Here is a 6,606-nt window from a genome sequence, read left to right as displayed (position 1 = left end):
CGTTCAGATGCGGCACGAAGTTAGCGGTCGCCGCCGCCCTGACGGTCGTAATCCCCTGAAGATCGGGTCTGCGTTCAGATCGCCCCCACGCAAGAGATGCTGGAAAAACCGATGGTTGCACGGCGCCATTCCATACATCGGCGCAGGGAGCGGTGTTCACCAGTGATGATGGTTTTGCAGGAAAGTATCATGATTTTCTGAGACATCGTCACGGGCAAGGGCCATCCTCCACCTTGCGCAGGTTAGCACGCCGCCTGAGCACGGGCAAACTGTCGTTGGCCGGCTGGCCGATCAGCGCAAGGTCAAAGCGCTCCGGCAGGGTATAGATGCGCACATCATCCGCGCCGGGATCGATAATCCCGGCGATCATCTCCTTGATCCGCTCGATGGCGGCGGCGGTCAGCTCGCAGTAGTAGACCGAGTACTGCACCATCACCGCCTCCCGGGCCAGTTTGCGATGCAGCCGCGCCAGCCGCTTCGGATCGGCGATGTCGTAACAGATCAGGCAGGGGATGCGCCGGTTCAGCGGCATGACTCCAGCTCCAGCAGCCAGCGGTGAAACCGATCGTGCAACGCGGCGGCAAGGTGCAGCATGGCCACCTTGTGATGCTCAAACAGGGTCACGGCGGTGTGCTGGACGGCGGCGCAATCGTGCAGCGCAATCCGGCGCCACAGACGCAGGCTGCTTTTGCGACGAAAACCCGGCTCCAGCATGCCGAGGGCCAGGCAGCGGGCCATGTCGGCACCGATGTTGACCCGCCGCGCCGTCCAGACCATGGCGGCGGCATCCACACCGATCGCCTGCCAGTGCTCGGCCAGCAACAGCAACGCACAGCCCCGCCAGCGCCCGATGGCACAGCGCCCGAGCCACAGCGGGATGGCCGTGCGCCGAAGCAGCGCATCGAGCCATGGATCCGAGCCATCCTCCCGCGTATGGCGGGCCCAATCCTGTGCAGCCGCGCCCGTCGATGCCGCCTCCCCCGGCACACCGCAACCATATGATCCACGAGCCAGCGCTGCTCCGAAGGAGAAGCCTTCCAGCCGCTCCTCCTGCACCCGCCGGGCCATGGCCAGCTGCGCGCTGCGCCAGATGCCGTAGCGGGCCGGCCAGTCGGACCTGGCGACCGCGCCGGCCATCCGCTCGCGCCAGCCAAGCCGCGGCGGGCGGCCGGGAGTGACCAGCCAGGCCAGCGGCGTGCCGTCCCGCTCCTGCCAGAGCACCGGGATGCCACGGCGGGCACAGGCCAGCAGCACCTCCTCGTCCAACCCGCAGCCGACCGGCGCGATCAGGCGCGAGATGCGGTCGAGCGGCACCCGGCTGCCGGCCAGCCCCTCGGCGGAGAGCACCAGGCTGGGGCCGTCATCGAGCCGGACGGCGGCCCGCGCGCCGAGGTAGAGCGGCAGACGCTCAGCGCTCAACAGCCGATCCCCTCGCGCCGCAGGATGGGAATGGCGCGGCGCAACGCCCGCCGCGGCACGGGGGCGAACTCCTCCCACGCGATGTAGAAGGCGCGCCGGGCGGCCTTGCCCATGCGGCAGGCCCCCTGCTGGACAACGAAATGCTCCGGCCGCAGCAGCCGGCGGTGGAAGCAGTCGAGCGCAAAGCGGTCGACCGCCGGACGCAGCGGTTCGATGAGGTCGCAGGCCAGCGATTCGCGGCTGTACTCGGCGCTGTGCAAAAAGCCGATGCAGGGGTCGAAACCGGCGGCGAGCAGCGCGCGCACGGCATCGAAGTGGAGCAGCGTGTAGCCGAGCGAGAGCAGGGCGTTGAGCGGATCGGTCGGCGGACGGCGGTTGCGCCCGGTGAAGCCGAGCGATTCGGGCAGCGCGGCGGCGAGGGCGGCGAAGTAGCAGGCCGCACCCCCACCCTCCAGGCCGCGCACCTGGCCCAGCGTCATGTCGGACGGATCGCGCAGCCGACGGGCCAGCTCCGGCAGGGTGCGCAACGCCTCGCGTACCGGCGCCGGACGACGGGCCAGCCGGCGCAGGTTGCGGCACTGGGCGAGCAGCTTCATCCGCACCACTACGGCGGCGATGCGGACGCAGCGCTCCGGGTCGACCGCCGCCCTGTACTGGGCCAGGCGCACCGCATGGTCGCGGCCGTGGGGCGGAGTGACGATGGCGATGCGGCGATGGTCGCGCGGGGAGAGGATCAGCAGCGACACCCCGGCTTCGGCCAGCGCCCCGAGCAGCGCGGTGTGGAGATCGACCCCGGCGGTGACCACCACCCGCTCGATCATGGTCAGCGGAATGTGCTGCGTCCGCTCGCCGTCGGGCAGCTCGATGCGCAGCCGGCCGTCACGCAGGGAGAGGCGGCTGCCCTTGCGGTCGATGATCAGGGTCTGCACGGCTCAGGGCTCCTCGACCCACTCGATCTCGAAGACCGAGGCGATGATGGCGGCAGCCTCGATCTCCTCCCGGTCGTAGGCGAAGCCTTGACCGATGTTGTCCGCACCGAGGATGTAGCATTCGCGGTCACTCTTGACCAGCACGCGGACCTTGCCCGCTTCGTTGGCGGCAAACATGTCCGCAATCGCCATTTCATGAGACATGGAGTTCCCTCCCCGATTGAACGATCAGCCATGATCGGATCGCAAAAAGTCCATGGACGGACTTTTGGCGATTTGATCAGCCATAGTAGAAAAACTCTGGATCCGCCGGCGGCAGCGCCAGGCCGAGCAGTTGCGGCTTGCAGCGCGGGTCGAGCCGGAGCAGCAGAAAGCGATCGACCGCATCGTCCATCTCCTCGCGGGTGGCGGCGAGCAGCCGTCGGCGCTCGGCCTCGGTCAGCAAGCATTCAAATACCGACTTCTGCCCACCGGTGGCGTAGCGCTTGACCACCGCCAGCATCCGCTGCAGACGGGGGGGATCGGCGACATCGTAGGCGGCGAGATAGAGACGGCGTTCCATCACCCGCATGGTAGAAGCCCGCACAGAACCGCGCAGCAGTCGCAAGCTTGCGACGGCGCGGAAGGGGCCGTCGGCCGTCGGGGTCGGACCAAGCGAACCAACTGATAACTAGCGTTATTTTCTGGTAAAACGGCCGTTTTACCTGCTTAGAAGCCCCATTTCGGCACCAAAATGGGCGGGCTAACGATTCCCATCTCCGTCGTTGAGATTCCCTTAGAGGCCGCTTTTTGGCCCTAAAAAGGCGTCTCTAAGCCCGTATATGCCGTCAAAACAGGGGCGTTTCCCTGGATAATCAAATAGTTATCATGGTCCGACCCCATCACCTCCATCACCTGATCACCTATCACCTCGACCCATCACCTATCCGGTCAGCCGCCGGAGATGCGCAGGATGCGCGCGGTGGTCATGTCCGGCTTCTTCAGCCGGGGATCAAAGGCGCAAGCCACATAGATCGAGTCGCTCTGCCGCTCCTCCGCGGCCATGAAGGCGCCGATGCTCATCGGCGTCTTGCCGCCGGTGACATCGACGGCCAGATGGGTATGGCCGGCCTCGCGCAGCGCCGTCAACGCCGCCGCCACCGCCCGGCGGGCGTCGGCGGGGTCGTCGGCATCGACCGTATGGCTCGACGCAACCCGAATCGAATGCTCCCCGGAGAAGGCGGCGAGCCGCTCGACCACCGGACGCGACTGCTCGGTGCCGACGAAGGCGACGCTGCGCGGACGGACGCGCTCCATCACCCAGCGCGGTACCTCCTCGCGGCTGACGGTGAAGACGACCGCGTCCCAGTCCTGCTCGGCGGGATCGAACTCGCCGCCGACTTCGGGAAAGCTGTTGGTGCGCAGCCAGCGACGCAGGTCATTGCGGCGGACGAAGCCGACCACGGCGCCGATGACGGTACATCCCATCAGAAGATCGCCGAGCAGGATGCCGAAATGGTCGAGCAGCAACCAGGTCGGCTCACTGAACACGGCGCACCTCGTAGGGCTCGATGCGAGCGCGGCAGGAGTCCATGTCGTCGGCGGAGAGTTCATGCCCGCGCAGTTCAGGCGGGATGTCCAGACTCAGGTGGAGGTAGCGGCCGCCGCGCGCGCAGACCCGAGCGGCGAGATGGACCGGCAGGGTGCCGATCACCGTGTCTCCGGCGGCCACCTCGTCCGGATCGAGGTGGGCGACCAGCCGATCGACGATGATGCCGTGGCGGGCGGCCCAAGCCACCGCGCCCCGATGGCGGGAGACGAACCAGACGGTGGAATCAGCCATATCGACTGCGGAGCTGACGAATCAGGCTACCGAGGGTGGAGCACAAGGTTTGCTCGTCGCGCATGGCCCGCTCGCTGTCACGGCTCTTTTTCCGGCTGCCGTGGGCCATCTGGTTGCGCAGGCTGTTCAGTCGCTTGTAATGGCCGTTGTGTTCGCGCAATTCATCGTGAACCTTTTGGCGCGCTTCGAAATCAGCGATCGCATGCCCCTGGCGCTCCATCTCCGAAGAGACCGCCGCCTCCAGCGCAATCAGTGCCGCGCGCAGGTAGTCGCCGCGATCGAGATAGGCTTCGGCCAGCGCCCACTCCCGTTGGGCCGGCGACGGTTCACGGAACCAGCCGAGCCGCTGCTGCAACTCGGGGGCGAACAGCGCGGCGGCGGGATGGGACTCCGCATCGATCTGGTCAAGTCCGTGGATCGCGGTGCTGATGCGGCTGGTCGCCCGACGCACATCGGAGATGCGCTCGAAGAAGGACGCCTCGGCGAGCTGGCGCGTGCCCGACACCCCGGCCTCCGCCAGCAGGTCGGCGAAGACCGAGTAGTCGCCATCCTTGTCGTACTGGCGCAGCGCGCCGATCCAGCGGCCGAAGCGGAGCAGGCCGTCGAGCCGCACCACCGGCGCGGTCTGCTCTGCATCGCGCGCCTCGAACATGCCGTAGTGGATGCCGGCGATCTCCAGTCCGCGCGCCACCTGCAGATAGAAGGCGGCCATCAGGGCGAGCATCGGCAACGAGCGAAAGCCGTGGGTCACATCGAGGTGGACATGCTCCGCGCCCTGCGCCCCATCGGCCATGGCGCGCAGGATGGCCATCTGCTCGCCCTCGTCGCGGCCGTAGGGGATCAACCCCAGCCGCACCTCGCACCCCCAGCTGGAGGCGACCGCACGCGCCACCGCATCGAGCAGCGGCTGATCGACCGCCTCCCGATCCACCGCGTCGATCAGTGCGAGCCGGGTATCGTCGTCGATCAGGCCGGCATCGCAATCCTCGATCAGCACATCCCACATGCTGCCGGAAGTGCCGAGCAGCAACACCCGGTCGGGATTGAGTTTGCGCCTGAGCGCCTGAGCGAAGTAGCGGGTCTCGACCAGATCGCCGTCGTCGAAACGGTAGCGGGCAAGCCGGTAGCCTCCCTCCGCCCGCCGCTGCTTGCCGAGGAAGGAGATGAGGAGGTCAGTCATGGCGAAGCTTCTCCAGCGCGTCGCGCTGTTTCTTCTCCCATTGCTTGCGTTTTTTCGCGTTCAGATCGGGATGACGCCAGCCGTTCTTCAGCGCGGTGAGCGATTGCTCCAGCCAGTCGGCGACCTCGCGCCGCGCCGTCGCATCCCAACCCTGGGCGTTGGCGATCAACTCCTTCACCACATGGCGAAGCGGACCGTAGTCGCCGCCTGATCGCATGCATGGAATCAGCCGTTCAAGTTCCTCTTTTGCCAGTTCGAGCGCCCGCTGGTGCGCCGGCATCGCCGCCAGTTCGGCCTGCCTGCGCGCTTCGGCCTCGCGTGCCTTGCGCTCCTCCTCCGCTTGGCGGCGGGCCTTCTCCTCGGCCCGCTTGCGCGCCGCCTCCGCGCGTTTGCGCCGTTCGACCTCCGCCGGATCCTCGCTCATCGCACCGTAGCCGACCGCGGTCTTGGCACCGAAGCCGAGCCAGTCGAAGGCGTGCTGGAAGCACTGTGCGAGCACCTCCCGCCAGTCGCAGTCGCCGACATCGCCGATTTGCTGGACAAAGAAATGGAACCGCGCGCCGGGTGCTACGGCGAGGAACGGGATCGGATTGGGTTTCTCCGAATCGTGCGGCGTGCCGCCATTCTGCAGGTAGCCCGAATGGTGTGGCGTCATGATCTCCACCATCAGCTTTCCTTGCGGAAAGGCGTCCCAGAAGTTGAGCGCCCCGCGACGGGCATCATCCTCGGCATTGCTGCTGCCAAACAGCCTGTCGGCCACGGCATCCTCGATGCCCACATCACGGGCGGCATCGCGCAGTACCCCCTTGATCGAGGCGCCCGGCAGATAGGGCAGGCCATAGGGGTTCAAAAACGCAAAGCCGTTCTCCAGCGGATGCTCGTAGCCCATGCCGGTGACGAACGGCGCAGTCGATTTCGCCACGATGGAAAAGAGCGCATCGCCGAGTTTTCCGGCTTGCTCCTGTTGGCGGGCGATCAGGGCATCGAGGCGCGCGTGGTCGCCAGTGCCGAGCCGGATGCCGGCCAACGCCTGCTGCTTCTGCTTGTCCGCCAACCGCCAGCCTTCGGTCCAGCCCGCGAAGTAGATGCCGAAACGATGCCCCGGCGGGGCTTGCTCCAAGTCGCGCATGTATGAAGGTACGGCTGCACGCATGTTGTCCTCCCTTACGAATCCGCGAACTGCCTGAGCCAGCGCAGCAGCTGCATCGTCTCCTCGGTGGCCAGCCGGTATTGCTCGCTGTCGGCCCGGAATAGCG

The 6,606-nt window shown here is 66.9% G+C and carries 10 protein-coding genes; all 10 read right to left on the bottom strand.

Features of this window, described 5'->3' with window-relative positions; all coding sequences use genetic code 11:
• Positions 1-208: 208 nt before the first annotated feature.
• The gene (cas2, locus tag D6682_06195; protein RMH50801.1) at positions 209-532 is read right to left on the bottom strand and encodes a CRISPR-associated endonuclease Cas2; all 324 of its coding nucleotides are present in this window, start codon (positions 530-532) and stop codon (positions 209-211) included.
• Entirely contained in the window at positions 523-1,419 is an 897-nt protein-coding gene (locus D6682_06190; protein RMH50800.1) for a hypothetical protein, read from the bottom strand. The genes cas2 and D6682_06190 overlap by 10 nt, the downstream gene beginning before the upstream one ends.
• Positions 1,416-2,348, bottom strand: a complete 933-nt coding sequence (cas1, locus tag D6682_06185) for a CRISPR-associated endonuclease Cas1 (GenBank protein RMH50799.1) — start codon at positions 2,346-2,348, stop codon at positions 1,416-1,418. Before cas1 ends, D6682_06190 begins: the two co-directional genes overlap by 4 nt.
• Positions 2,349-2,351: 3 nt before the next feature.
• Positions 2,352-2,540, bottom strand: a complete 189-nt coding sequence (locus tag D6682_06180) for a hypothetical protein (GenBank protein RMH50798.1) — start codon at positions 2,538-2,540, stop codon at positions 2,352-2,354.
• Positions 2,541-2,628: 88 nt separating this feature from the next.
• On the bottom strand, positions 2,629-2,913 hold the full coding sequence (locus D6682_06175) for a CRISPR-associated endonuclease Cas2 (protein ID RMH50797.1): 285 nt from the start codon (positions 2,911-2,913) through the stop codon (positions 2,629-2,631).
• A 365-nt stretch (positions 2,914-3,278) separates the two neighbouring features.
• Entirely contained in the window at positions 3,279-3,941 is a 663-nt protein-coding gene (locus D6682_06170) for a hypothetical protein (protein ID RMH50796.1), read from the bottom strand.
• On the bottom strand, positions 3,868-4,170 hold the full coding sequence (csx16, locus tag D6682_06165) for a CRISPR-associated protein Csx16 (GenBank protein RMH50795.1): 303 nt from the start codon (positions 4,168-4,170) through the stop codon (positions 3,868-3,870). Before csx16 ends, D6682_06170 begins: the two co-directional genes overlap by 74 nt.
• On the bottom strand, positions 4,163-5,350 hold the full coding sequence (locus D6682_06160) for a TIGR02221 family CRISPR-associated protein (protein ID RMH50794.1): 1,188 nt from the start codon (positions 5,348-5,350) through the stop codon (positions 4,163-4,165). Before D6682_06160 ends, csx16 begins: the two co-directional genes overlap by 8 nt.
• Complete coding sequence (cmr6, locus tag D6682_06155) at positions 5,343-6,503, bottom strand: type III-B CRISPR module RAMP protein Cmr6 (GenBank protein ID RMH50793.1); 1,161 nt, start codon at positions 6,501-6,503, stop codon at positions 5,343-5,345. The genes D6682_06160 and cmr6 overlap by 8 nt, the downstream gene beginning before the upstream one ends.
• Positions 6,504-6,514: 11 nt before the next feature.
• On the bottom strand, positions 6,515-6,606 hold a 92-nt coding region (locus tag D6682_06150; protein RMH50792.1), incomplete at its 5' end, for a hypothetical protein.

This window comes from Zetaproteobacteria bacterium (assembly GCA_003696765.1).
Taxonomy (GTDB): Bacteria; Pseudomonadota; Zetaproteobacteria; order Mariprofundales; family J009; genus RFFX01.
This window is presented reverse-complemented; position numbering and strand designations above follow the sequence as displayed.

Excerpts from the sequence above, each read along its gene's own strand:
- cas2 (RMH50801.1), bottom strand. The coding sequence starts at position 532 with ATGCCGCTGAACCGGCGCATCCCCTGCCTGATCTGTTACGACATCGCC.
- D6682_06180 (RMH50798.1), bottom strand. The coding sequence starts at position 2,540 with ATGGCGATTGCGGACATGTTTGCCGCCAACGAAGCGGGCAAGGTCCGC.
- D6682_06170 (RMH50796.1), bottom strand. The coding sequence starts at position 3,941 with ATGAACTCTCCGCCGACGACATGGACTCCTGCCGCGCTCGCATCGAGC.
- csx16 (RMH50795.1), bottom strand. The coding sequence starts at position 4,170 with ATGGCTGATTCCACCGTCTGGTTCGTCTCCCGCCATCGGGGCGCGGTG.
- D6682_06160 (RMH50794.1), bottom strand. The coding sequence starts at position 5,350 with ATGACTGACCTCCTCATCTCCTTCCTCGGCAAGCAGCGGCGGGCGGAG.
- cmr6 (RMH50793.1), bottom strand. The coding sequence starts at position 6,503 with ATGCGTGCAGCCGTACCTTCATACATGCGCGACTTGGAGCAAGCCCCG.